28 protein-coding genes and 1 tRNA gene are annotated in these 22994 nt (G+C 40.6%); 10 read left to right on the top strand and 19 right to left on the bottom strand.

All coding sequences use genetic code 11. The features are described from left to right. Nucleotides 1-18: 18 nt before the first annotated feature. The 12 genes from NG792_RS07715 to NG792_RS07660 all read right to left on the bottom strand — a co-directional run bounded on the left by NG792_RS07715 (nt 19) and on the right by NG792_RS07660 (nt 8387). On the bottom strand, nt 19-345 hold the full coding sequence (locus NG792_RS07715; RefSeq protein ID WP_261235027.1) for a hypothetical protein: 327 nt from the start codon (nt 343-345) through the stop codon (nt 19-21). Between the two features lie 55 nt (nt 346-400). Beyond that, complete coding sequence (locus NG792_RS07710; RefSeq protein WP_261235026.1) at nt 401-661, bottom strand: hypothetical protein; 261 nt, start codon at nt 659-661, stop codon at nt 401-403. A gap of 71 nt (nt 662-732) precedes the next feature. Further along, a complete protein-coding gene (locus NG792_RS07705; RefSeq protein WP_261235025.1) occupies nt 733-1104 on the bottom strand; it encodes a DUF1257 domain-containing protein in 372 nt (123 codons plus the stop codon). Nucleotides 1105-1254: 150 nt separating this feature from the next. Next, entirely contained in the window at nt 1255-1656 is a 402-nt protein-coding gene (locus NG792_RS07700) for a hypothetical protein (RefSeq protein WP_261235024.1), read from the bottom strand. Nucleotides 1657-1829: 173 nt separating this feature from the next. Beyond that, nucleotides 1830-3116, bottom strand: a complete 1287-nt coding sequence (gene iscB, locus NG792_RS07695) for an RNA-guided endonuclease IscB (RefSeq protein ID WP_261235023.1) — start codon at nt 3114-3116, stop codon at nt 1830-1832. 297 nt (nt 3117-3413) lie between these two features. Continuing rightward, nucleotides 3414-3638, bottom strand: a complete 225-nt coding sequence (locus NG792_RS07690; RefSeq protein WP_261235022.1) for a hypothetical protein — start codon at nt 3636-3638, stop codon at nt 3414-3416. Nucleotides 3639-3719: 81 nt separating this feature from the next. Continuing rightward, a complete protein-coding gene (locus NG792_RS07685) occupies nt 3720-4097 on the bottom strand; it encodes a hypothetical protein (protein WP_261235021.1) in 378 nt (125 codons plus the stop codon). Between the two features lie 41 nt (nt 4098-4138). Continuing rightward, nucleotides 4139-4393, bottom strand: a complete 255-nt coding sequence (locus NG792_RS07680; RefSeq protein WP_261235020.1) for a hypothetical protein — start codon at nt 4391-4393, stop codon at nt 4139-4141. Nucleotides 4394-4466: 73 nt separating this feature from the next. Continuing rightward, on the bottom strand, nt 4467-5993 hold the full coding sequence (locus tag NG792_RS07675; protein ID WP_261235019.1) for an AAA family ATPase: 1527 nt from the start codon (nt 5991-5993) through the stop codon (nt 4467-4469). A gap of 56 nt (nt 5994-6049) precedes the next feature. Further along, the gene (locus NG792_RS07670) at nt 6050-6337 is read right to left on the bottom strand and encodes a hypothetical protein (RefSeq protein ID WP_261235018.1); all 288 of its coding nucleotides are present in this window, start codon (nt 6335-6337) and stop codon (nt 6050-6052) included. Between the two features lie 70 nt (nt 6338-6407). Next, nucleotides 6408-7523, bottom strand: a complete 1116-nt coding sequence (locus NG792_RS07665; protein ID WP_261235017.1) for a hypothetical protein — start codon at nt 7521-7523, stop codon at nt 6408-6410. Nucleotides 7524-7967: 444 nt separating this feature from the next. Next, entirely contained in the window at nt 7968-8387 is a 420-nt protein-coding gene (locus NG792_RS07660; RefSeq protein ID WP_261235016.1) for a helix-turn-helix domain-containing protein, read from the bottom strand. A 131-nt stretch (nt 8388-8518) separates the two neighbouring features. Between NG792_RS07660 and NG792_RS07655 the strand changes: the two genes are divergently transcribed. The 7 genes from NG792_RS07655 (at nt 8519) to NG792_RS07625 (ending at nt 14574) form a co-directional block, all read left to right on the top strand. Next, complete coding sequence (locus NG792_RS07655) at nt 8519-8707, top strand: hypothetical protein (RefSeq protein WP_261235015.1); 189 nt, start codon at nt 8519-8521, stop codon at nt 8705-8707. A gap of 144 nt (nt 8708-8851) precedes the next feature. Further along, a complete protein-coding gene (locus tag NG792_RS07650; RefSeq protein ID WP_261235014.1) occupies nt 8852-9145 on the top strand; it encodes a hypothetical protein in 294 nt (97 codons plus the stop codon). Continuing rightward, complete coding sequence (locus tag NG792_RS07645) at nt 9099-12572, top strand: DNA primase family protein (RefSeq protein ID WP_261235013.1); 3474 nt, start codon at nt 9099-9101, stop codon at nt 12570-12572. Before NG792_RS07650 ends, NG792_RS07645 begins: the two co-directional genes overlap by 47 nt. Nucleotides 12573-12578: 6 nt before the next feature. Beyond that, a complete protein-coding gene (locus NG792_RS07640; protein ID WP_261235012.1) occupies nt 12579-12875 on the top strand; it encodes a helix-turn-helix domain-containing protein in 297 nt (98 codons plus the stop codon). Next, complete coding sequence (locus tag NG792_RS07635; RefSeq protein ID WP_261235011.1) at nt 12868-13191, top strand: hypothetical protein; 324 nt, start codon at nt 12868-12870, stop codon at nt 13189-13191. Before NG792_RS07640 ends, NG792_RS07635 begins: the two co-directional genes overlap by 8 nt. After that, the gene (locus NG792_RS07630) at nt 13191-13856 is read left to right on the top strand and encodes a hypothetical protein (protein WP_261235010.1); all 666 of its coding nucleotides are present in this window, start codon (nt 13191-13193) and stop codon (nt 13854-13856) included. Before NG792_RS07635 ends, NG792_RS07630 begins: the two co-directional genes overlap by 1 nt. 418 nt (nt 13857-14274) lie before the next feature. Beyond that, nucleotides 14275-14574 (top strand): hypothetical protein, encoded by a 300-nt coding sequence (locus tag NG792_RS07625; protein ID WP_261235009.1) that lies wholly within the window; start codon nt 14275-14277, stop codon nt 14572-14574. Here the strand turns inward: NG792_RS07625 and NG792_RS07620 are convergent. Beyond that, on the bottom strand, nt 14571-14966 hold the full coding sequence (locus tag NG792_RS07620; RefSeq protein WP_261235008.1) for a hypothetical protein: 396 nt from the start codon (nt 14964-14966) through the stop codon (nt 14571-14573). The genes NG792_RS07625 and NG792_RS07620 overlap by 4 nt on opposite strands. Nucleotides 14967-15096: 130 nt before the next feature. Here NG792_RS07620 and thyX point away from each other — a divergent pair, with 130 nt between their 5' ends. Beyond that, nucleotides 15097-15819, top strand: coding sequence for an FAD-dependent thymidylate synthase (gene thyX, locus NG792_RS07615; protein ID WP_261235007.1), 723 nt, complete (start codon nt 15097-15099; stop codon nt 15817-15819). On the opposite strand, the gene dut is transcribed toward thyX, so the two are convergent. Beyond that, the gene (dut, locus tag NG792_RS07610) at nt 15808-16191 is read right to left on the bottom strand and encodes a dUTP diphosphatase (RefSeq protein ID WP_261235006.1); all 384 of its coding nucleotides are present in this window, start codon (nt 16189-16191) and stop codon (nt 15808-15810) included. The genes thyX and dut overlap by 12 nt on opposite strands. Before the next feature lie 68 nt (nt 16192-16259). Here dut and NG792_RS07605 point away from each other — a divergent pair, with 68 nt between their 5' ends. Further along, the gene (locus NG792_RS07605; RefSeq protein WP_435387568.1) at nt 16260-16712 is read left to right on the top strand and encodes a deoxycytidylate deaminase; all 453 of its coding nucleotides are present in this window, start codon (nt 16260-16262) and stop codon (nt 16710-16712) included. Nucleotides 16713-16748: 36 nt separating this feature from the next. On the opposite strand, the gene NG792_RS07600 is transcribed toward NG792_RS07605, so the two are convergent. From NG792_RS07600 to NG792_RS07580, 5 genes are all read right to left on the bottom strand, one after another. Then, nucleotides 16749-17885: a site-specific integrase gene (locus NG792_RS07600; RefSeq protein ID WP_261235005.1), complete on the bottom strand. Its 1137-nt coding sequence runs from the start codon at nt 17883-17885 to the stop codon at nt 16749-16751. Between the two features lie 127 nt (nt 17886-18012). After that, a tRNA-Met gene (locus NG792_RS07595) sits at nt 18013-18086 on the bottom strand. A 227-nt stretch (nt 18087-18313) separates the two neighbouring features. Next, a complete protein-coding gene (locus NG792_RS07590) occupies nt 18314-19042 on the bottom strand; it encodes a TIGR00266 family protein (protein WP_261235004.1) in 729 nt (242 codons plus the stop codon). 36 nt (nt 19043-19078) lie between these two features. After that, nucleotides 19079-19765 carry a TIGR00266 family protein gene (locus NG792_RS07585; protein ID WP_261199268.1) on the bottom strand — a complete coding sequence of 229 codons (687 nt, stop codon included), beginning with the start codon at nt 19763-19765 and terminating at the stop codon, nt 19079-19081. Nucleotides 19766-19790: 25 nt separating this feature from the next. Continuing rightward, nucleotides 19791-20516 (bottom strand): TIGR00266 family protein, encoded by a 726-nt coding sequence (locus tag NG792_RS07580; protein ID WP_317619409.1) that lies wholly within the window; start codon nt 20514-20516, stop codon nt 19791-19793. Between the two features lie 144 nt (nt 20517-20660). Between NG792_RS07580 and NG792_RS07575 the strand changes: the two genes are divergently transcribed. After that, entirely contained in the window at nt 20661-22700 is a 2040-nt protein-coding gene (locus tag NG792_RS07575) for an NACHT domain-containing protein (protein ID WP_261235003.1), read from the top strand. Nucleotides 22701-22994 lie beyond the last annotated feature (294 nt).

The following is a 22994-nucleotide window of genomic DNA, read 5'->3' as shown; positions in this document are numbered from 1 at the left end:
TCGCTAATAGATGTAGACTTATTGATGAAAAGTTGTTGTGGCTTTATCTTGACACCATGCAACAAGGGACAACCAATTTTTTGCGGACATATTAGAATTATCGATTTCAGAAACAGATTTTATCATTGGGTCTGCCAATACTCTCTTAAAAATCGCATTTCGTGTTGAAAGTACATGATTATATTCATTGTTTGAACACTCTGCCCATAAAAGAATGGATGCTTGATTTGCAGAAAATTCTATAAGAAGAGTCCAGGATTTCGGTGGAATCTTACTGGCAATTTCTTCTATTTTTGCTAATTCTGGAGGAATTGTATCCAAATAAAATCCTAATGCTTTAGTCATTGGTTTTCCTTTTAATGAACGATTGAAACGATTGAAAAACCCGATTAAACAGTTATCAATTATTTTCAGGTATTTCGACTATGTAAATATCGAATAACTGATAAATAGCATTCAATAAATCATCAATAGACATTTTAGCGATTTGTCCTTCAATATATGATTGGGTATCGACATCATTATCATCAAGAGAGAAATTATCTGATATCATAACCAATTCTTGCAGAGTAATTTCTCCAGTTTTGACATAATCAACCAACCATTGTCTAATTTCATCTGCTTGAACTTGACGTTTTTCAGGATGTCGTAATTGGAGCATTGACCGAATCTCTCTTGAGTTTATGGAGTTGATAGGCCGGAAATAGACCGGCCTGAAAGATTTATTGGGAATCAGACCCAACCTGCCATTACCAAACGAACCGAACCATCTTCAAGAGTTTCTTGAGATTCAATCTCATACCCCTTTTGTTGAGCATAGTCTTTTACAACATTACTTGCATAAGTTTGATTAATTTGCTGGATAAATTCTTTTTGAAGGTCAACTCCCCAGAAGTCAGCAACGGCCTCATAGACCTCTCCATTTTTGATATAACCAATATCGTAACCATTTTGGCGTTTGATAACATAATCCCCCTTAGTTTGGATTCCTTGATAGCCTCGGACAATGCTATTGGTTTCTACAACATAATTTAGTTGCTGTAGAGTTTGGTGTAAAATCTTTCCATTGCGGATTTGGGTTTTGATTGTTGTAAAGTGTGACATACTTACCTTTTCTCCGTGGATAATTTTGTTTCTGTTTCCGAGAATGTTTCTGATTCTGTTTCCGGTTTTTGGAAATTCAGATAAAGATGGGGTGAAATAACGAAAACTTTGTTGGGGTTGAATAAGCCGGAATCACACCGGCCTAAGTGATTATGAGATATCAGGGAAGCCAAAATGTAGTCGGACAACTTTTGATTTATCCGGTTCTGATGTCGGTTGAGAATCTTGAAAATTATGAGGCTGAGAATTCAATTCCGGGATTTGTTGGAGAAACTTTTCTGAAAAAAGTTTAAGGTTTGTGAGTTCAATGATATTTTGGGCAATATAATCTGAATCATATCCCCCAGCACAACCTTCGTCAGGACATAACATTTCTCCAAAAATCTGGTTTCCTTTATGAAATACAAAAAGTTTGTAGTCATCTAATTTTAACTCACTGTTTCCATCGTTTCCAGCCACTAAAGCATCAAGAAGATAATTCCACTCTTCAAAGAAGAATGTTCCTAAACTTGAACAGAGTTTAATTCCGGTTTCAGGGTTCAGATTTAACATAATTTCCTCCAATTATCACAAAGATTCAGCGAGAGCTAGAGAGAGCTAGAGTAATTTTTTGAAAGTATCTTTTGCCAGTTTCAGAATCTCCAACAATTCTTGTCGTTGTTTATTAGACTTTTCAGCCTCAATCATTTGGAGACCCCTACCATATCTGTAAAAAGGGGCAGGGTTTAGTAGGCATAAGCGTAACCATCCTTTTTGTGAATGTGTTTACAGTATTTGTGGCTAATTCCTTGAACTAATCCATCTTTTGTTGAGATATTGAAACGTAGAGTGGCACGAGTAGCTACTCGACCAACATAAGTTCCAACTTTTTTACCAGAGGTGACAACAGCTTTAACGATGTCGCCTGTCTGGAAACCTTTGTGAAACTTAGTTCGCGAACAGTAGCGAACAGGGAAACCCAACTTGTTGGTGCGACACTGTTGACGGGTTCCATGCCCTTTAGCACTAATCAATAGCGGTTTAATTCCTGATGTGATTAACCGCTCTGGGGTTGATGCACCTACACAAGCAGCATCCCAATAGTGGGTTTTGTCTAAACCTCTAATGGTGCGGTTGTACTTAGTAAGACCTCCTGTGCCAACTTCCACAGGTAAGCTCGTTTGTCTCAGGTTATCGTACAGATTCCATCGGGTTGCATTGACGGCGGATGTATCAGCCAGAGGTCTTTTAGCTTGTCCCAAGATTCGTTTGAGCAGGTCAGGCTTACCTTTGAGGAAGTCTTTAATATCCTGGTTACCCTTTTCTCGGTTGCAAGGGACGCAAGCTAAACACAGGTTACTGACTCGGTTTGACCCTCCTTTCGACCGAGGCTGGATATGCTCAATCTCAAGTTTGGTGTCTTTTGCACCACAGTAGGCACAGGTTCTATTCCATTTCTCAAGAAGAAACTCACGAATTTCATATCCGGCTAAAGTTCCTTGTTGATAACCAGTGCCGCTAATTTCAGGATTTTCCATCTGCTGGGTATCAAATCTGACCAGTTCTTGAGAAATAGCGTTGATTTGGCATAGAGATGACAACCGCTTAACCCAAGTCAGAATGTTGGCAACTCGACTATTTAGGGAGGGTGGCAACCATCCTTTTGGTCGGGTACGGTTCAGGAAACGAGGCTTGCGGTAACGGGTTTTACGGCTACGACGGAACCGCCTTAACTGACGACGCGAAGTTAAAGCATCCCGAATTTGGAAATCCCGATGTTGTAGTTCAGCGACCCAAACAACTTCACCAGTTTTGTCGTTGACCAGAGCTAATCCAGTTGTTTTGGCTCCTGGGTCAATCTTGATACGGAGTGGCTTTACATCAGGACTTGATACCTCTTCTTTCAAAATTAGGGTAAAGGGGAAGCCGCGGAAAACCGCAGCCTTTCCTTGAGAGAGCAACATTCTAGCCCGACCCGAATGGATGGGATTAAGAGGTTGTTTGTTGGTGTCTAAAACGAAAACTTTACTCACGAGTGAGTCTCCTTACGGGTAATGGTAGCCTTGACAATGTTTTAGAAGTTTGTCGCGCTAACGACACTGGTTTCGACCCGATATACCTGTTTAATCGTTAACCACAGAGCTACAGACTGGCTTCGTATCCGTAGGTGTGATGGCTTCCAAAACGTAGTACGCGAGGTACTTAGTCGGGTAAACTCTAGGCTTCTTTAAAAGCCCCCATTATAGCTGTACTCAGCTTAGTGTCGGGTAGTTTACTTTAAATTCCTCGATTGATGAAGTCAAGTAATCAGGTTAAGGTTTAGTGAATATTTAAAACCTTTTATCGAATTCATTTAGCCAAATATTTTCTTTCAGGAATTGAGTTGATTGTTTGATAATTTTACCAGAGTTGCCATCAGCATAAAAACAATCTGGGCAGAAAAGTCTTCTGAAATCACCTCGGTCACGAGCTTGATGCAATTGTTCAATATCAGTACAAACAACTGCATCAGGAACCGATAAAGTTCCGTTTTTAAATATTGAGACTATGTACACTTTAATACCTCCTCTATATTTTATTTAAAGTTAGTCAAATGGTAGAACAAGTGAGATTTTACCACTTGACTAAAATGAGAGTTAATCGAGTTCTTGCAATTTCTGATTAAGTTGAATTAACTGTTCTTGTAGTTCATGTTTTTGTGCAAGTATCTTTTGTTTTTCAATCAGGTCTAGTTGTTTCTGTTCCCATTCTCGTACTGCAAATTTTTCTTTAGCAATACGAGTTTCTAATTCAGCTTCGTTTTCGAGTCGGTCATAAGAGATTTGGTAGACGTAATCCTCATAAGTAACCGCAACATAATCCAACTGGACATTGGAATATTTAGAATATTCCTCTTTAATTTGGAGGATATATTGAACGACTTCATCCAGAGAACCTATAGGGTCTTCGATTTCAGAACAAACACGAATAATTTGAGGTTCAGTGTTAATTTGTGGTTTGGAGTTGTTAGACATGGTTAAAATGAATAAATATCAACAGAAAAAGCGAAAGCGAATTATTTGGAATTAATTTCATTATCCAAAGATTGAAATTGTTGTTGAAGACTATCAATATCATGTTGAAAGTCAATTAACACCCGAATGACTTTACTGATTAGTTGTTTTTGTCTTTGTTTAGCAGCACTGATATCAGATTCAGATACAGATGGAGTAATGATGGATGATGAAGTAGTTGTAAATTCAGTCATAATATTGGGTTCAGTTGTAATGGGTTCAGTTGTAGTTGGTTTAGTTGTAGTTGGTTTAGTCATAGTTTTGCCGTTGTATTAGGAGTGGAGTCAAGTAGTTTTTATGCTACTTGACCTAGTTTTTGATTAGTCAAATTCAATCAACTTCAAGCCAACATTGTTCAGTTAAAGTTTGGACAGAATTATCCAAAAAAGAAGCAGGACGAGCGCCAGAACGAGAAGCCCAATCACGGAGATGATTAATTTGATTGGCAGCGATTTGGCTTAAAGGAACAGTAGTGGCGATCGCATTCAATAAATCAGTTTCAGTAAATTCCTCATTCCGAGAAAATCCTAATTGCATCCCATCATAAATAGCTTGTTCAATCTCTGCACCCGAAAAATCTTTAGACCGAGATGCCAATAAATCTAAATCAAACTGGCGCTCGGAACGTAATCGACTCAGATGCACATTGAAAATTGATTTCCGTTCATCATGGCTGGGCAAATCCACCCAGAAAATCTCATTCAGCCGTCCTTTACGAAGAAACTCAGCCGGGAGCAGTTCCACTTGATTAGCAGTGAGTACGATAAACACCAAGGCAGTTTTTTCTTGCATCCAAGTGAGAAATGTCCCAAACACGCGCTTAGATGTACCACTGTCACCGTCACCGCCACCATTGCTAAACGCTTTATCAATTTCATCAATCCAAAGGACACATGGAGAGATGGCTTCAGCAATTTGAATGGCCTGCCGGGTACGAGATTCAGATTCCCCAACAATTCCACCAAACAGCCGACCAACATCCAAACGTAATAGAGGCAGCTTCCATTCGTGAGCAATGGTTTTGGCGCTCAGAGATTTCCCAGTTCCCTGAATCCCTGCCAACAGAACACCCTTGGGCATAGGTAAACCATAATCACGGGCTTTTTCCGAAAAACTACCGCTTCTTGACCGGACCCATAGTTTGAGATTGTCTAAGCCCCCAACTGATTCTAAGCCCTTATCAGAACTAATGAATTCGAGAATTTCTGTTTTGCGTATTGTTGAGCGTTTTTCGTCAATGACTTCATCAATAGCGGACGATGTGATTGAATGATGTTTAACCAAACTTTTGGCTAATATCCGCTGGATTCGGATTCGAGTCAATCCCTGACAAGCCTTACCTAATCGTTCCCGGTCATCTGGAGATAGTTTAATTTTTTTCCCAACCAATGTATCAATGATTTGGTGAATCTCACTCAGACTGGGCAGACTAAAATCTAGGATTAATGCTTCTTCTTCTAATTCCTTGGGCAAAACCACATCATTTGACAGGAGAATTAGACAGCGCCTATCCCGACTCATTTCCCGAGCCAAATTCTTAATTTCCCGCACTATCGGAATCTGTGGTGGTGTGATTCTTCCATTGATTGGAGCTATAACATTTGCTAAATCCTTCATTACGAACAAAGTTGCTTGTTCTGGTGGTGCGGATGCTATGCGATTTAGTGCTTGCATAGGATTTCCTTTATCTTTTCCTGAATCCAACCAGCCTCTTGAGAAATCCCAAAAATATATTTGTCTTTTTTTATCAGTTGCTTCTATTAATACCTCTTCCCCCATTTCTTCATCTTTTGTTACTGCATAGACTAATGAATATCTAGCTTGTAAAATTGTCTTCAACTCTGCAATTATTTCCATAATCTTTTCTCCTGATTTAGCTCCTGATTTAGTTGAGAATTTTGAGTTAATTTTCTTTATTCTTTTTCGGGTGTACTTGGAGAGATTGTTGGTAATTCAAAACACCGTTCAAGCATTTGAATCGATTGAGTAGATTTTTTACTTATCTGATTATTGTCCAGATAATTTATCAATTTTTCCAACTGTTGTAATATTTGAATTTTGGTTTGAGCTTTGACAATTTTTTCTTGATAAACCCAATCATTTTGGGGATTTTTCAGCCAGAAATGAAGATTTGACTGGATTTTTTTTAGTTCCGCTAGAATTTCTGCTTTCAAAAACAAGTATTTTTCGGCTTCTTTCATCTTTATCTTGTGATTATGATGTTGATTGGTTTAAAGGGCAGTTTTTTACTGCCCCGATTTTTACTGAATTTTATGCTGTTTGTTTTTCCTTTTTACCTTTTGACCCCTTTGACTCCATTTCTGTAAAATCATCCTCCTCAGAAACAGAATTAATAACAGAATCAGAATCAATAACAGAATCAGAATCAATCAGTTGTTGATAATGAGAGATTTGGTCGTTGAGAACTTGGACGAGATGATTGAGTTCTTGATTATCGGCAACAAGTTGGTCAACATCCACATCAACTTCAAGACCCGCAGATTGACGAGATTGACTTTGAAGTTGAGTAATTGTTTCATGTGCTGTAGCCAATTGTTGTTTAACTTCAATCAACTGTTGTTCAATCACCTCTTTTTCACCTTGAGACTGTTGCAGGGATTGAATTTGGGATTGTAGTTGACTGACTTCTTGTTCACGAGCGGATAGAGAACCACTAAGTTTAGCCAGAGATAATTCGGTTTCAGTCAATGAATTGAGGCGTTCAGTAGCGATCGCCAATTGTTCGACTAAATTATTCCGCTCCGACATCAAACTATCCAAACGTTGAGAGAACTCTTCAGAATCAGCCAATTGCTGTTTATTCAACTGAATATAAACAGACTTAAGTTCACTTTGTTGACGTTCGTACTGTTTTTGATAGAAGTCTAGTTCCATCTGGATTTGGGGAAACTCTTTGAGTTGTTGACGCAGAGTATCATTCTCGATGCTGAGTTGACGTAAGCGCTCACCACTAATATTGGTATCTGCGGTTTGATAAGCCAGCCGGTACGTTGCCTGAGCGATTTGCTTTGAGATAGTCAGGAATTCTTCAGGAATTTCCTCATCAGCCAATAGTCCATCATCTACTGAGTCCAGGATGGCCGTTACTAAATCCTTGTCGTTTTTCCCTTCTTTCAGCGCGTCTGTATTTTCCTTCCGCCACTCTTTCAATAAATTGCATACATCGGTGGCGCTCCCCCCGACGCCGTAGATTTCTTTGAGAGCCTGTTGCACTGTGCGGTTGCGGATTGCGATTTTATTCGCTTGGAGTACGTCACAAGCCATATCCACCATTTGCCGGTTGATTCCTTTAGCTGGCACCTGGTCTTGATTTATCTCGAACCCGCTTAAGTCCAGCTTTGTCCATGTCGTTGGTAGTTTAGCCATTTCTTTTTTTTCTCCGTTCTGTTCTTACCACTCTAACACTAGCTTACCATAACTAACCATTTCTGGTAAGTAAATTTTTGTAAAGAAAATCATTCAGTTTTTTGATGAATGATTTGGGAGAGGGTCTACAGGTTTGGAGGAGCGAGTTGGGTATTGCACATCTGGATTGCATAAAACTGAAGACTCTGAAGACCTTGCTGAAGACCTTGCTGAAGACCTAAAAGCTAGATTAGACAAGGAATCTGAAGACTCTGAAGACTCTGAGCTATAAAACTTAGCTCAGAAATTAAATGAATAAAAGATTCTGAAAAAATATTCAGAAGGAAAAAAGAGCTTATATTTGAAGTCAAAGGCAGACAAAAAGCCAAAAACCTTGCTGAACAAGAATTAGAGGTGTTCAGCAAGGTGTTCAGCAAGGTATTCAGTTAAGTGGAGGTGTTTAGATTAGGAATTTGAGTTAGGGGGCTGGGGGGGGTCCAGCATATCGGCCAGAATCCGGAGGATTCGAGCAATTTGATTAAGGGAATAGGTGGTTTCAAGATTAAAATCAGAACGAAATGAGGTCTCGGTGGGGACCCCCGTGGGGATATTGGGCTCATCCTTCAATATCACAAAGGTTTCAGGGCTGTGATTAGATTGGAGATAGGCTTTTAAATCGCCTAATGTGGCCCCAGATAACGCAGCAATTTTCTGGAGATATTTCTCAGAGGGTTCCCATTGGCAATTTTCCCAAGCAGATATTGTTGGGTGGGATACCCCTATCTTTTTCCCGAATTCCCGCTGGCTTTGGCTTCCCCGAAGATATTTCAATAATTCGCCTAATCGTTGTTGTTCATCTAAATCCACAATTGATACGGCTCTCATCGTTATTCCTCAATACATTACAAAACTTTACTAAAATCTCTCTTACCAGGATTGACAGATAAATGGAAAATTTGGTAAGGTGTGGTTAATATCCAAAAAATAGGTCCTCCACCGGGAGAGAAAGAGGCCCCATGAAACGAAATAGAAGCACTGGAGAAATGCAATTGAAAAAAACGAGCTTCAATATTTCTCCAGAAACCAAACGAAAAATTGAAGTGATTTCAGCATTAGAGCAAACAAGTCAGTCCTTGGTCCTGGCTAACATAGTGGATTTCTACTTGACTAATCAAGAAAATCTATTTGATGGCTTAGTTTCTTAATGGCTTAACACACAATTAAGCGTGTTGACAATGATTCTGATGAAAATATCATCAGAATTTACAACACCAAAATTACACTATCTTGATAAGTGTAGCTACAAATAGAATGACAAAAGAGGAGCCTAAAAGAGAAAGGAGGAGTATTTGACTAACCTCATAAAATGGGCATCCAAAAATCGCCGTCTAGGTAAACAACGATGTAATCAAATCTTAGAGATTCTCAATGACGGCAATTGGCGAACTACTAAAGAAATTGCAGAACAACTTCCTTGTTGTTATCAACAAACAATTTCTCACTTAAATCGTTTAATCAGTGAAGGAAAAATTCTGTGCAGTAGAAAAGCCAAAACTTCACGCTACGGTCAACCTTCAAAAATCTGGAAAATAAACAATGACTTTCAATATCCTGGATTATGCCGAAACCTTGACTCCAACTAAAAGAAAAGGGAAAAACCGCTACCATTGTCCAGTGTGTTCGGGAAACGATTTCACAATCAATCCCAAAACAGGAGCTTATCAATGTTGGCATGGTTGTGATGTAGAAGATATTCGCGAAGTTCTTAGTCCATCAAACATGAGTAAAACAGTCTCCGAACCCAAAAAATATATTAAATCTCGGAAAATTTCAGCCAAAACTACAGTCAAACCTATTGGACAACTAAACTTATTAAAACAACAAGTCTCAGATTATCCAATTCGTCAATCTCCTCCTTTTATTCCAAATGGCATACCAGATGATGCTATCGGAATTCGTTACGATTATGGCAATGGTCGCTGTAATTGGCGTATTCAATGGAATGATGAATCAAACCCAAAAGGTTATAGCAAAACTTTCAGACAATGTTCCCTTAATGAAGATGGTGCTCCAGTTTGGTCAAAAGGTGAGTCTATTTGGCCTGCTTATCGTGAAAATGAAGCAATTGCCGCTATAGAATCAATTCAAGAAAATCCTGATACAGTTCCAGTTCTACTTTTCCTTGAAGGTGAAGGATGTGTGGAAATTGCCCGGTCTCTGAGTTTAGTTGCTATTACTCTGAGTGGTGGCGCTTGGAGTCATGCTTCCATTCTTGATGTGATTTCTCGAATCAAAACTTATAACAAAAATATTCTGGTAGCTATGTTACCAGATAATGATAAAACTGGAGAAACTAAATCTCAAGCCATAAATGATGCTTGTAGAGAAGCCGGTCTTCCTTTTATCAAAATATCTCCGTTAGCAATTGTTCCTGATTTACCAGAAAAAGGAGATATTGCCGAAATTTTAGCAGTTTTGTCTCCTGAAGAATTTATTGAAAAATTAGAAGCAGAAATTCATAATGCTGTGGCGATCGCCAATCAAGAAAACCAAAATTATTCACCAACTAAACCAACTAAACCAACTCCAGCCTCTGAAATAGCTAAAGAAATAGCAGAGGATTATCGCGACCGTATTCTATGGAACGATGAACATAATACTTGGATGATGTATGGCTTAGTTTCTGATGGGGTATGGTCACCCGTTTCAGAAATATTTGTGGAAACATCAATCAATGATATTGTCTGTTCCCGAAATATTACAAATTACACCCCCAAATATATCAAAAATATTGTGGGAATTTTGCGCTATTCATTATTCTCCAGATTATGGAATGAACGCAGTAATAGAGAAATTCTGCCTTTTAGTAATGGAGTTCTGGAATTATCAACAGGCCAATTTACAGAACATTCACCAGGAAATCGCTTAACTTGGGCATTACCTCGCCCTTATTCAGTTGTTTCAACAGATTGGGGAAAAATAGATAATTGGTTAGATATTGCTACAAATACTCCTCAAGCTAAACACCTTCTTCTATGCTATGCCGCAGCAGTATTACGCGGACGTAGTGACCTGCAAAAATTCCTCCACCTCATCGGAGTTGGTGGGACAGGTAAAACAACAATGACAAATTTATTAGCTGCATTAATTGGAGAACAAAATGTGGTTACTTTGTCATTGCCAGATTTAGAAGATAAACACGCAGTCGCTCAAGTATTTGGAAAAAGATTACTGCTGTTACCTGACCAAGATAAGGTACTGGGTAGACTGGGAAACTTTAAAAGACTCACCGGCCAAGACCCACTCAATGCCCGTCGTCTATACAAAGATGGCTTCCAATTTAGGTTTTCAGGTATGGCAGTAGTTACAAGTAATTTTCCTATATTCCATGCAGATGCTGGGTCTTGGTTAACTAGACGGGTATTAATGGCCGAATTTCTCCATAAACCGGCTCCGTCTGAGTTACGGGATTTAGAAGCTGAATTTTCACCTGAATTACCTGCATTTACCAATTATTTACTCAGTATCCCTGAATGTATCATTGAAAGAACTTTACGCGGAATTGGTAATGATAACTTATCCCCAGTGCTTTGGGAATCGAAAATCCGTACTGATTCCATTGCTGCTTGGGTCTCTGAATGGATTATTTCTGATGAAGAAGCCAAAACTCAAATTGGTTCCGATAAAGATGAATGGAAAGATGAATCTTATCATCCTGAATTATCTACATTATTTGGTTCTTATAATTTATTCTGTCGTCAATCGGGTTTACAACCCAAGTCAATTAATAATTTTAGTGCAGATTTAATTGAACTTTGTTCTCAAACTTTGAAATGGGATTGTTCCAGAACCCGAGACTCTAAAGGGCGAAAATCTATTAGCAGAATTAGATTAAGAACTGATGCAGATAAAACTCCTACTATTGACCAACAACTTGATTCAATCAATAATTTATCATCTGATACTGTTCCTAATTCTCAGTCTGATAATGGGTCTGATTCTGGGTTTGATTATGGGTCTGAATCAAGGTCTAATAATCGGTCTGATTCTGGGTCTAATAACGTTTGGTATCAAGAGTCTGATAATTCTTCTACAGAAATAGGTGAAGAAGTTTTGATGACTACAACCACAACCTTTGCCAAAGATAATACATTAACTCTTCCTGAGTGGTGTCAATTACTAATAGATGTAGCTAATTTTGAAGAAGCTGATAATGCGTTATTGGCTGAAATTACTGGTCCTATGCCTGATGATGTTAAACGTCAAGTCTGGCAATCTCTTGATTCATCAATTCGCGCTCGTCTCAAAATTATCTCCTCTATCTCCCCTCAACCCTCTGTTTCTGAAAACATTTCTCAATCTGATTCTGTTTCTGAAAACGTTTCTGATTCTGTTTCTGAAAACGTTTCTGATTCTGTTTCTGATTCTGTTTCTGATTCTGTTTCTGATTCTGTTTCTGATTCTGAAGGTGAAGGTGAATTAAGAGAATTAAGGAAACAGACGCATGAATTATTTATGGGATTGGCAAATAAAGGAGTATCAAAAGCGGATTTAAGAGCTTTTATGGAGCAGAGATATTCTAAATTATCTCAAGCTCTGATGACCCGAAATGAACTGATTGATTTTGGGAACCAAATGAGATTACATGGAACAGCAATCAGCCAAATAGTGGTAACCAGTTTTCGTAAACAATTCTCCATAGGTGAACAAGTACAGTGGAATAATCAGACCGGGATTATTCGCTCTTTCTCTGAAAATCAAAACATGGTCTTTCTCTGCATTGGAAACCAACCTCGTAGTAATGGTAAAAAATGGGAAACTGAAGAAATTATTCAATCCGTTCCCGTTTCAGAATTGAATAAAAAATCGGCTGATGTTGATGTAAAACTGCTTAAAGAAACAACAATTTTAATTAAATCAGTTGTTAGTTTGGGATTTGATGAGACCAAACTAAAACAACTACTGGTTAAACGATATGGTGTTAATAACCGTCGTTTAATGAACAATCAACAACTGTCAGATTTAGTTCAATCTTTAACTAAATTGGAAGAAGATTTAAAAAGTTGGTAGTGAGTTATGGAAACCCAAATCACATTAGGGCACGCCATTAGAAGCGGTCGCCGAGAATTAGACTTAAGTCAAAAAGAATTGGCGACTCAGTTACAGATTGATTATTGTTGGTTGTCTCAATTAGAGAATAATCGACTAGAACCCTCATCAGATGAAGTCAAAGAGATTTTGCCAAGATTAGCGTCCATATTTCAGATTGAGGTGGAATATCTGGAATTGTTGAGGAGTCAAACAACCAAACAAGAATTAGATTTATCTAAAGCCCTGTTTCCAGTTTATTATCGGGAGAAAATTGATGTCTAAAGAATTGACTGAGGCACTAGAAACCGTAGCCGAAGCTAGTAATGAATTAGTTAAGGCGATCGCTAATTTACAATCATGTTTACAGGAAATTTCTAAGTCAGAACAATCCTCACCCGAATGGATGACTTTGACTGAAGCCTCTCCAAAAGTAGGATTATCGATTCGACAAATGCGCGATCGAATCAATGATGGAAGGTGGAAGCATGGAAAACACTATATCAATGTCAGCGACGGGATGGCTCCCAGATATCGAGTCAATTGCCGAGCCATAGATAATGTTCAAGCACTGCCCCCTGAAAAACGGAGATATCGCTAATGTCAACTACTATTTTGCAGAATATTCGACACCTTGGTTTTCATAAAGGTTTTGATAATTGGAGACAAATCAGAATCGAATTACACAATCTTGAATTACAAGGAGGTTTCAAATCAGTTGGCTATTCATCTTGGCAAGAATTATTTTTGAAGGAATTTGCTCAAGATTATTTTGTTGAATTACGTTCGGCTGAAATTGAACAACTTTTAAATATTCCAGTTTCAACATATTCAGCATTGGAGTTACAAGTTTTGGCTGCTTTCAATAATCGACAAATCAAGAAAATTTGGGCAATTGCTCAAAAAAAAGGAGTTTTACCATCTAAGGATTCAGCTAAAGATGTTCAACTTCTAATTGAAGCTAGTCAAGAATATGTGAAAAGTCTTCAGTCTAAAATAACCAAACTTCAAGAAAAACTTAAGAAGTATTCTGAAACTGAAGATGTTATCCCAAAGAATCCAGTTAAATTAAATTCAACCACTCTTGATTTAAGTAGATTACCTAAAGTGGTTCGTCAACAATTTTATCATTTATTATCTCAATGTTCAGTTGAGGTGGCCGTTCGTTATGCTCAACAAGAACTTAAGTTTTTGCCCAATCATCAAAACAATCAGGCTTATGAATCGACAACAGTTCATGAAAAAAATAGGACTAAATTCCACTAGCCAAAAAACTAAAATAATAAGTGAACTACCGGCTGCTTTTTGGAGAGAATTCAACTAACTATTAAGCTGAAAATCGATAAAGTAGTTAAAATTAGTCTAACTTCTATCAGGGTAAACTATAATGCCAAAACTAATCAATTAGCAGTTGAAGTAAATAAAAAATTTACGGGAAGATAAAAATGCTTGCAAGTCTTGATATAAATGAAGCAAAAACCAGAAGGAAGCGTAGAGGGACTAATACAGTTCAATGGACAGGAGCCGATGGAATTGTAGAGTGGAGATATATCAGAGCAACTGAAGCAAGAAATTGGGATGGCTCCTCTAGTTTAAATTGGAATGGAGACCCCCACAAAAAAATTCTCTCCAGAAAAGTGGTAATCGATGGTCGTGCGATGTTCTCTAATTGGTGGTAAAAAACATGATTACTAAAATAAATAGACAAATAATTCAAATTCAAACCCCAAGTTTTATCATTACAAGTTACCAGTTTCAGGGTTCAGTTTATGCTTATCAAGCCTTATCAGTAGTTCAAGCAATAAATCAAGATTTATCCAGTTTAAAAGAATGTTTATTGAGTTGTGTTTCTGGTAAAATAACATCAGTAGAGGAAGATGATGAAATTTCACCAGAAGTAGCACAATATTATTGGTTTAGTCAATGGCAACAAGGAAATAAATTAGCTAAAGAACTCTTGAGAGAATTAGCTGAATTAACTTAATCTGATAGCTGACTTAATCTGATATCATGAGATTTAGCAATAGCAGCAATATATCTTAAAGCTAAAGCTAAATTATTTTGTAAATTATCAGAACTAGCATTCAGATTCTGAGCAAGAATCAATAATTGATACCGACAATCATCAGCAGGTACAGTGGATTGATAATCATCTAAGGAGGGACCCGAAAGAATGTCAGTTTTAAGGTAAGCGGCTGAATCCAAGATTTCCTCGTAGAGATATAGCTTGGACTTAAAACTACCAACTTTGACGGGTTCCCCATAAATTTCGATTCCTAACTCCCGACGTTTTTCCATGTCGGCGATTACTTGCTTCAAAACATCATCATAATGTTGCCCATGAATTTTGATTCCTAACTTACGACGTTCTTCCATGTCGGCGATTACTTCCAACCAAACATCATCATAATTTGGAGATGAATTAGATGAATTTGATGAATTTGATGAATTTGATGGATTCGTAGTCATAAAGATTTACCCAACACCTTCTAAAATTGTAGCAGAAATGGAAAAATTTCGAGTAGAATTAATTGTCAAAACTCCCAATCCTCAGCAAGTAATTTATGCAGCAATGCACCAAGATTATAGTGAAGGATTTGTCTACGATGAAAAAGATAAATGGCCGTCTGAGGAGAAATGTGGAGAAATTATTGTTAAACGTCTTCTATCTGGCGATCGTGGACACTATGGATGTTTAGAACACGTTGGAATAGTATTAAACTGTGGATTATTTCCTCATTCTGTGATGCAACAAATAAGGACTCACAGGGTGGGAATTTCAATGGATGTTCAATCTGGTAGGTACTCAGGTCGGAGGATTGTTGAAGCAGCAAAAGGATTGAAAGATATTGAAGAGGTGTTTTATTTACGCCCAGTTGATTATTACACAGATAGACAAGGAAAAACATATTTATATAGTCCAGAACAACGGAAACAAGATTTAGATTGGTGTCTGGAGGCAGCTAAATACTATCAAAAATTGATAGACCAAGGTTATTCAGAAGAACACGCCAGGGGAATTATTCCGTTTGATATTCGGCAAAACTTCATTATTTCATTGAACGCCCGAAGTTTTATGCACATACTAGATTTAAGGTCAAAACCTAATGCTCAGTTGGAATGCCAGGAATTTTGTCAGTTGATTTGGCCCCATTTTCGGGAATGGGTTCCGGCTATAGCAGCATGGTACAAGAAAAATCGTCTTGGGAAAGGTCGGTTAGCTCCTTAATTGAGGGAATATTTCAGGTCGGATAACAGGAGTAATTGCCATTTGAGCAATTCTCATCCCCTTAAGTACCTGAAATATCTCTTGTCCACGATTAATTAAAATCACCTTGAGTTCTCCTGTGTAACCTTCATCAATCGTTCCGGGAGTATTTAAAACTGTAATCCCATATTTATAAGCTAACCCGCTTCGGGGTCGAATTTGTGCTTCAGTCAAGGGGGGGAGTTGAATGGCAATTCCTGTTCCAATCGCTAAATGTTTTCCAGGATGTAGTAAGACGTATTCCACCGATGATAAATCCATAGCGGAATCATCATGATGAGCATAAGTGGGAAGAATTGCATCCGGATGTAACAGATAAACTTTGATTTTCATACAAATCTCCACGCTCTGATAAATATTTTACCGAAATTATTAGACCAAGTTGGGATGAATATTTTCTGATGTTGACAAAGTTAGTGTCTATGCGGTCAACTTGTTTATCTGTTCCAGTAGGTGCAGTAATTGTGAAAAATAAACAAGTTTTGGCAACAGGTTATAATGGTTCCCCCTCCGGTACAGCCCATTGCACTGAACAAGGATTCTGTTATCCAGAGTTAAAGAGTTGTACTGAAAGCAAAGTTTTACCATCCCGGGCAGTTCATGCAGAAGCGAATGCGATCGCCCAAGCAGCTAAACATGGCATTGCAACAGAAGGCTCTAGCATTTATGTCACACGGGAACCTTGTCTGAATTATCTGAAATTGATTATTTCAGCAGGAATAACGAAAATTTATTATGAAAAGTCATCAAATAAACCTGAAGATTCAGACAGGAAATCATTTGATGAGTTAGTTACAGTTAAACAAATTTCCATGACTCCAGAAATTAAAGAAATTATTAGGACAATCCTTTAGAAATCTACTGTCTCGCGGTCTATTGGGAAGCCGTGTCTATGATTCACGTTTCGTTCGTTCACGTTGGTGCATATTTTCCCAAGCCTGTTGAAAATGCTGGTCCCCAATCCAGCGATGGTACAGTTTCGTATGCACGTCAACACTATGGTCCATCATTCGAGCGGCGATCGCAGCATCCAATCCATAAACAGCAGTTCGGATAGCCCAACTATGTCTCAAATCATAGGGACTGAATGGAATATTATATCGTCCAAAGGCTCGGGTCACTCGTTGTCCTAAATCGGTGTTACTTTTGCCGGTACAGTTGGGCAAGTCAGTTTCCCAAAGTTTCCACTCAGACCACCATTCAGCCAAACAAGGCCAGACTTTCCTGAGTTTATTGGTCTTACCTCCAGGAAGGACAATCAGAATCCCAGGGGGTTCATGCAATAAACTGGTGTCGAGATAGAAAAGTTCATGGTTGCGGATACCGTAAGTTGCCATGATTCCATAAGCCCATTGCCATGCAGGGTTGGGAATCATGTTGCGCCACTCAACAATCAACTCATCATTGGGTAAATTTTTAGAATTTATTGCCGTGTAGGGTGAGTATTTTCCTTGGTAAGGTTTTAGGTCAATGTCGATTCCAGCAAATTTAGCCAATGCCCCCAGCGCAATACAGGCGCGTTTCCGGTGTCGGGAATCTGGGTCAGACTTAATAACCGCAGCCAATATCGAATCTTTGGTTAGTGGCGATCGCTTATTACTGAACAGTTCCCAGGCTTTGAGATAGTCTTGGAAACTGGTTATTGTCTTAGGGGTCCTGGCGCGTTTGTTGAAATAGTCTTGCTCGAAGCGGTCCAACCAATCTGAGATAGGTCTATTATCAGGGTCGAGTTCAGGCTCCAACCATTCTGACCAAGTAAATTCCTTACAAGCGATGAGACCTGAGATTCGTAACGCTTCAGATTTAGCTCGTTTGAAACCAGCGGGATTGGCAAATATCCCTAGGGCCAGATATTGCTGATGATTTTTGGTTCGACCACTGTTGGGTTTGGGAGGTAAGGAGCCACGAAGGCTCAGGCGATCGCCACGAAGACAAACCATGACCCCACATTTAGCTGCTTTTAGTTCAGCATTTACTTGAGCAAGGGTAGCCAACTGACTATCTGACTCGGAAACTGGTTTTTTCATTGAACTAAATTTGAACTACTTTTTGCCGTTACATAGAGTAAGTTAACGCTACAACCCCTATGCTGTCGAGTGACGTTAAATAGCCTCCACCCTTATGGGATGGAGGCTGAAACGCTTATATAGTAAATGGCTCAGGCGGGATTTGAACCTGCGACCTTGGGCTTATGAGTCCCCTGCTCTAACCTACTGAGCTACTGAGCCTTGGTGTTTTTTCACCTTTATTACTGTAGCACAATTTTTAGATTTGTCTAGTCTTTTTTTCAAAAATTTTTATTATTCCCGAATCCCTTGATTTTCCGTGGGTTGGAGGGGTTTGAGGGAAGGGGGATGGGGCCTAGGGACGGAGGGGCGATCGCCGAGAATCCTCAGACCCCCCAGCGGAATAGCCCATCCAGGACCCTAAATTTCCCCCCCCCCGAGTGAAAAGGCTAATCGTCACCACTGCTGTTACTGCCACTATTACTATTACTTTGCAACGGGCGAAACGGATTTAAAAAATTTAGGAAGGGGAATAAACTGCGGGATTGCACCCACAAGCGCCCAGTGCCTTGAAAGCGACAAACTAACCCTTCCCCACCCAGAATACCCGTTTTTAATCCTCGGAAGGATAATCCGCCTAAGACTTCAACGCGATAGTTCAGGGTATCTTCAAAGGCAACAATATAACTGGTGTCCACAATATAGTCCCCGGCGATGGGAATTTCTACAATGGCACCATAGGAGTTGAACCATAAATCTCCCTCGCCGGTTGCTCGGACTAAAAATAAAGATTCCCCACTAAAAAAACCTTTAAATCCTTGAAATTTTGTATCAATGAGTACCGTCGGACTGGAAGCCAAAAATCCCGATGATTGGATGAATAAACTATTGTTTTGTAACCTATAATGTTGAATATCTCCCGGAATTGCTGGAGAGATAAATAATTGACCGGCTTTTTTTTGAGCGGTAAATTCGCTAATAAATAAAGATTCGCCACTCACCATGCGGCCTAAGCCTTTTAGGAGTCCCCCTTTTATTTTGAATTTCATCTTAATACAGGTATCCATTGCCGCCATTGCTCCGGCTTCTACTAATACTGTTTGGTCCGGCTGCAAGTCAAAACGTAAGGAGGCATAGGAGGGGGAATGTTCAATTTGATAGGCAATAGGATGGCTCATGTTTATCTCCTTGAGGACACTTTTCAAAATCTCTGGCTATTCGCTACGTGGGGATAATTGAGACCCGATAAATTGACCGAAAGCTTGGGGATTATGGGTTTGACAAAAGAGACGACCTCTACCTTTAAATCGGCAAACAAACCCTTCTCCACTGAGCCACGCGCTCACCCAGTTGCTTCCCGGCGGTTTGGTGATTTCAAAGGTTAAGGTTTTTTCAAAGGCGACAATATGGCCGGTATCTACGATATATTCCCCTTCTACAAAAATTTCATAAATGGCCCCAAAGGAACTTAAAAGTAGGTCACCGCGACCACTGATATCGAGCCAAAAGAAACTTTCTCCAGAAAAGAAGGATTTAAAGCCTTGAACGCCGATATCTAGGATGACTTGAGCGCTACAGGCGAGGTAAGAGGTGGCTTGGACTATTAAGCCGGTTTCTGGGAGTTGATAGTGGAAAATATCCCCTAACATTTTCGGGGATAAGAAGATTTCGCCGCCGGTGGAGGAGGCGCGAAATACACTTAAAAATAAGGATTCCCCGGCGATGGCGCGTTTGAGTCCGCCGAAGATGCCACCACCTTTGCCTCGGCGCAGGGTGGTGCTGACTTGCATATCGCCCTGCATGGCAATCATAGAACCGGCTTCGGCTAAGATATCTTCACCGGGTTTGAGGATGAGATGGGCGATCGCACAGTCCGGTTGATGTAAAATATTAACCTTCATAGTTGTCCAAGCATTCCCGCTGAAATTACCGAAATTGGGGGTTTAAAAATTTGACTAAGCCTTCCACGCTTCGGGATTGTAAGTAGATAATTCCCTCTCCTTTTAAACGGTTGACAAATCCTTCCCCGGATGAAGCCGAACTAAACAAGCCACCAGAAAGAGAAATTCCCATTTTAATCGTCGGTTCATAGGCAACTAAATGACCATTATCAATGATAAACTCGCCGTTAATTCGTTTGGGAGTCAAGCCTCCATAAGCCCCGAAAAATACGCGTCCAGTGCCAGTTAATTTGAGCTTAAACAGTCCCTCGCGGGCAAACCAACTGGCAAATCCCGCCCAACCGAGGGTGATTTTTATCCCCGGGGTATGAGCAATATAAGCCCCGGGTTGCAAGCAGATACTAGACTGGGTGAGTTCCATGCAAGCCATATCCCCAATCTGGGCTTGACTGAGGACCAATTCTAAAGGGTGAGTGGTGGGATTGCGAAAGACGTTAACGAGTAAACTCTCTCCCCCAAACCATTTTTTTAATAAACCGGAGAAGAATCCGCCGGAAAATTGGGTTTTGATGGCAATCCGGCTATCCATCGAGATGGCTGCACCGGGTTCGGCGGTGATGGATTCCCCGGGACTGAGGGTGACAAACAGGGTGGCAAAGGAGGGTTTATAACGAATCTCATATTCCACGGTAGAGCTCGGTTGTTTCTCAGGGTGATGATTATTTACCAGTGTGGCAAGATTTAGTTGCAAGTTTCGATTCCTTAACAAAAAGCAAAATATCTCCGAAAGGGGAGGTTAGGAAAGGTTAAGGGTGACGATCGCCTTGCTTCGGGAGGACTATTGGACAAGAAGAGGGTAAATTGAGAATCGATAACCTGCACAGAGGCATCTACCATGCCAAAAATTAGTCCTGCGTTCATTTTGATTTTGACGGTATTGGTGAATGGGTTCTTCTGTATGGCGATCGCCATCACGGCGGCGTCCCCACCGAGTCTAGGCATTTTGCTGGGGGTTTTAACCCTCGGATGTGGACTGTTATGCGCCTTAACCTGTTGGTTACCCGGTGGCAGGGTGGAACGGGGTTTTTGGCTGTTTGGGGTTCTGCCTCTGATTGCGGCAGTGTCGGTGTATTTCCTCCTCGTCAGTGAGTCCCTCAATCCGGCTTTTCAGGGAAATTTAAGTGCTGCATCGGTGTTTTTGTGGGCGTTGGGGACGGGATTGCCGACGGTGTTGAGTATATGGCAACGGTGGCAGGGCTGGCAATCCTCGCCGATCGCCCAGCGTTCCGCGTTACTGGCAGCGGTTGAAAGTGAAGCGATCGCCAGACAGCAGCAGTCGTTACATTATGCTGTACACCGATATTTGGTGCGCGAACCCCTCACAGAGGATATCCCCCGCTTGTGGGATGTGGAGGTGAAAATTGGGAAGCACCCCAGGCGGAAAATAGAAGCGGAACAACGGATTCTGGAGGGGTTAAAGGTGGCAGCACCCCAGCAAGCAGGGATAGAGGCGCTGAATGCGGTGGGAGTGCGTGCGGACCCGGAAACGGGTGCTTTGGAAGTCGGTGCGATCGCTGGGATTGTCTTAATCCTGGGTGCACCGGGTTCGGGTAAGACAACAACGTTATTAGAATTAGCCGGGGACTTATGCGATCGCGCCCGACAAAAGGAGCTAGAACCCGTGCCGGTTGTCCTCGATCTAGCACATTGGCGGGATCAGATCCCGTTGCTCACTTGGATCGAGGAAGAAGTCTGTCGCAAGTATAATGTTAACCCGAAGCTCGTCCGCGAATTGTTGGCAGAGGATCGCTTGTTACCCCTCCTGGATGGACTAGACGAACTGGAGGGTGAGCGTCAAGAACATTGTTTAAAAGAGATTGCCCAATCCAGACGCCAAAATGGACAGGCACTGCCCTTGGTACTCTGTACCCGGATGGATACTTACCAACTTCGCCAAACTCGTCTACGCTTGTATGCGGCAGTCGGAGTGCAACCCTTGACAATGAATCAAATTGAGAGATATTTGCTTGCCTCTCGCAGTCGGGAACTTTGGGAAAATCTCCAAACTGATCCGACATTATTCCGATTAGCCAAAACTCCTTTATTCTTAAATCTGATGACGGTTGCCTACGAGGAAATTTTAATTCATTCCTGGAAACGCCTGAAGACAAGAGATGAACGTCAGCGCTATGTGTTTAATGCTTATATTCGGCGGCAACTGTCTCGGGAGATGGAGAAACCTATCTATTCCCGAAAAGCGGAACCCCCGGCGGAACAAACCAAACTATGGTTGCGCTGGCTCTCAGGGGTGATGGGTGAGGGGAATCAACGAATATTTTCCCCGGAATCTCTTCCGGCGTTACGGTTGCAACCCACGGGGAAACAGTTACAGTATCCCCTTGCCTTGTTGGGGCTTTTTATTATCCTATATGCTGGGTTATTTGCCTTGATTTATGGATGGGAAGTGGGAGGAATTTATGGGATATTATTTGGAATTATTGCTTTAAGCTGTGGAGGAATTATTGCCTTAAAAGCGTCAGATATTGAACTGACTACCACATCCCCCCGTACCCTGTGGCAGTCGGCGATCGCCTCGGTGAGTTGTTGCCTCCTGGGTTTCCTGAGTTTTCAACTGATTGGGGCAATTTTATCCGCTGTCACCCCTTCGGGAGGTTGGGTAATGTATTTGCTCTCGGTGCTGTTTTTCATGGGAGCAACTGCCCCTATTTTAGGATTAGTTGCGGGACTAATTACGGGCATTCCCTGGATGAAGCACTTAATTGTGCGGTTGATATTGTGGCGCCGAGGGGATATTCCGTGGAACTATAGCCGGTTTTTGGAATATGTCAGCCAACGATTATTTTTACAGCGAGTGGGATGGCAGCAGTATCGATTTATTCATGAGTTATTGCGCGATCGCCTGAGTGAGAGTTAGGACCCGTTTTTTCCCCTTGCTGCAAATGCCCTCTTCTCAGCCGTGGAGGGCGATCGCCCCCGGGGTTTCCCAACTGTCACGCCAATGTCATCCGGCTGTCATCTCGACTCCATAACCCCTGGTTACAGTATTTTTTAGCTATTGAAGAACCCTCGCTGTTTTCCGGTAGCTCCTGCACTCCTCCATTCCTCTCAGTCCCCACTGAGAGGTTTTTTTTATTCCTAACTCCCCCTTCCCTAACTTTTCTATTCCTTCCCTACAATTTCACCCTTTATCATACAATTAATTTAAAGC

This window comes from Laspinema olomoucense D3b (assembly GCF_025370785.1).
Lineage (GTDB): Bacteria > Cyanobacteriota > Cyanobacteriia > Cyanobacteriales > Laspinemataceae > Laspinema > Laspinema olomoucense.
The sequence above is the reverse complement of the archived record's forward strand: the minus strand, read 5'-3'. Positions and strand labels throughout refer to the sequence as shown.